This is a genomic window from Paenibacillus sp. P4_A7 (genome assembly GCF_056402455.1).
Map to the genome: position 1 here is coordinate 1 of NZ_JBFUHJ010000758.1, position 1,413 is coordinate 1,413.

The following is a 1,413-nucleotide window of genomic DNA, read 5'->3' on the forward strand; positions in this document are numbered from 1 at the left end:
TTATTTGATGGCTTAATGGAAAGAGACCATATTACCAAGGAAACCTATTATCGACTAGCTATTCCAACTTTATTGAGTAAAGAGATTACAAAAGCGCTGTATTTGGACAGTGACATCATCGTAAAAGAGGACATTTCAGAAATTTGGAACACCAATATCGATGATTATTATTTAGCAGCAGTTGAAAAAAAGAACCTATCAAACAAGAGAAAAAAGGCATTGGGAATCCCAAAAAAATCAAGCTACTTTAATGCTGGCGTATTGCTAATAAATCTAAAAAAATGGAGGAAAAATAAAATTTCGAGCAGAATATTGAATTACTGCAGAAAAAAAAGTTCAAATATTAGATTCTGTAGCCAGGACCCCATGAATGCAATTCTTCATGATAAATGGTTGAAATTAAACCGTAAATGGAACTTCATAACTGCTCATGTAAAGCGATACCCAAATACCAAACCAGCCATTATTCATTATACCGGTTCTAAAAAACCTTGGGACTATGGCCATGTATACCAACATGATTATAACTATTATCTGAAATCCACGATATGGGCAAATGATCAAATGGAAGGTGGGTTGTCAAATGATTTCAGTAATTACATGCACAATAAGACCTGAGCTCATGGACAATGTTTTCGAGAACTATTCGCATCAGGTTTTCAAAAAAAAGGAACTAATTATTATTTTAAACCATGATGACATGGATCTTAAACAGTGGATACAAAAGGCTAAACAATACCCCAATGTTTTCGTGTATCAATTACCTAGCAAGAAAACTGTTGGTGAATGTAAAAACTTTGCTGTAAAAAAAGCTAAGTATAGTTATATAGGTAAGCGTCAAATACTACCCAACTTCAACGTCTAAACCATTCATGAGAAAATGAAATCAACCTAATAAAGGAGGTTGTTTCATGGCAACGAGAGAACAACGTCGTCAAGCAAGGATAGAGCGTATCACAGATTACAGATGCAGCGGCCTATCCATGTCAGCCTGGTGTGCGGCCAACCAGATTAAGCGGGAACAGCTCAAATATTGGCTCCGTAAATCGAAAGAAGATGTCTCCTCCGGTTCACCAACTCCTTCAACTCGCTGGGTGCCGCTCACGGTTGCCAATCCATCAGGCACGCGTGTCTCCACGTCCTCTCTTGTTGTACGTATCGGACAGGCTAGCATCGAACTTCATTCCGGATTCAATCCAGAGTTGCTCCGGGAAGTCGTGCATGCATTAGAGAAATCACCATGCTGACGCTCCCAGTGTCCAGCACGTCTACCTCGCTTCTGGGTCAACCGATCTRCGTAAATCGATCGATGGCTTAGCGGCACTTGTTCAAGAGGGTTTTCGTCTCGATCCTTTCTCTTCATGTCTGTTCGTGTTTTGCAATCGCGAACGCAACAAACTTAAGATCCTGTAC

2 protein-coding genes and 1 pseudogene are annotated in these 1,413 nt (G+C 39.7%); all 3 read left to right on the top strand.

Annotation, left to right across the window (positions count from 1 at the left end; translation table 11 throughout):
• The coding region (locus AC1DWN_RS33720; protein WP_477563181.1) for a glycosyltransferase family 8 protein at window positions 1–618 on the top strand (618 nt) is incomplete at its 5' end.
• A 293-nt stretch (window positions 619–911) separates the two neighbouring features.
• Window positions 912–1,247, top strand: a complete 336-nt coding sequence (gene tnpA / locus AC1DWN_RS33725) for an IS66 family insertion sequence element accessory protein TnpA (RefSeq protein ID WP_477563182.1) — start codon at window positions 912–914, stop codon at window positions 1,245–1,247.
• Window positions 1,248–1,275: 28 nt separating this feature from the next.
• Window positions 1,276–1,413 (top strand): annotated as a pseudogene (gene tnpB, locus AC1DWN_RS33730) (IS66 family insertion sequence element accessory protein TnpB); the annotation flags it as partial.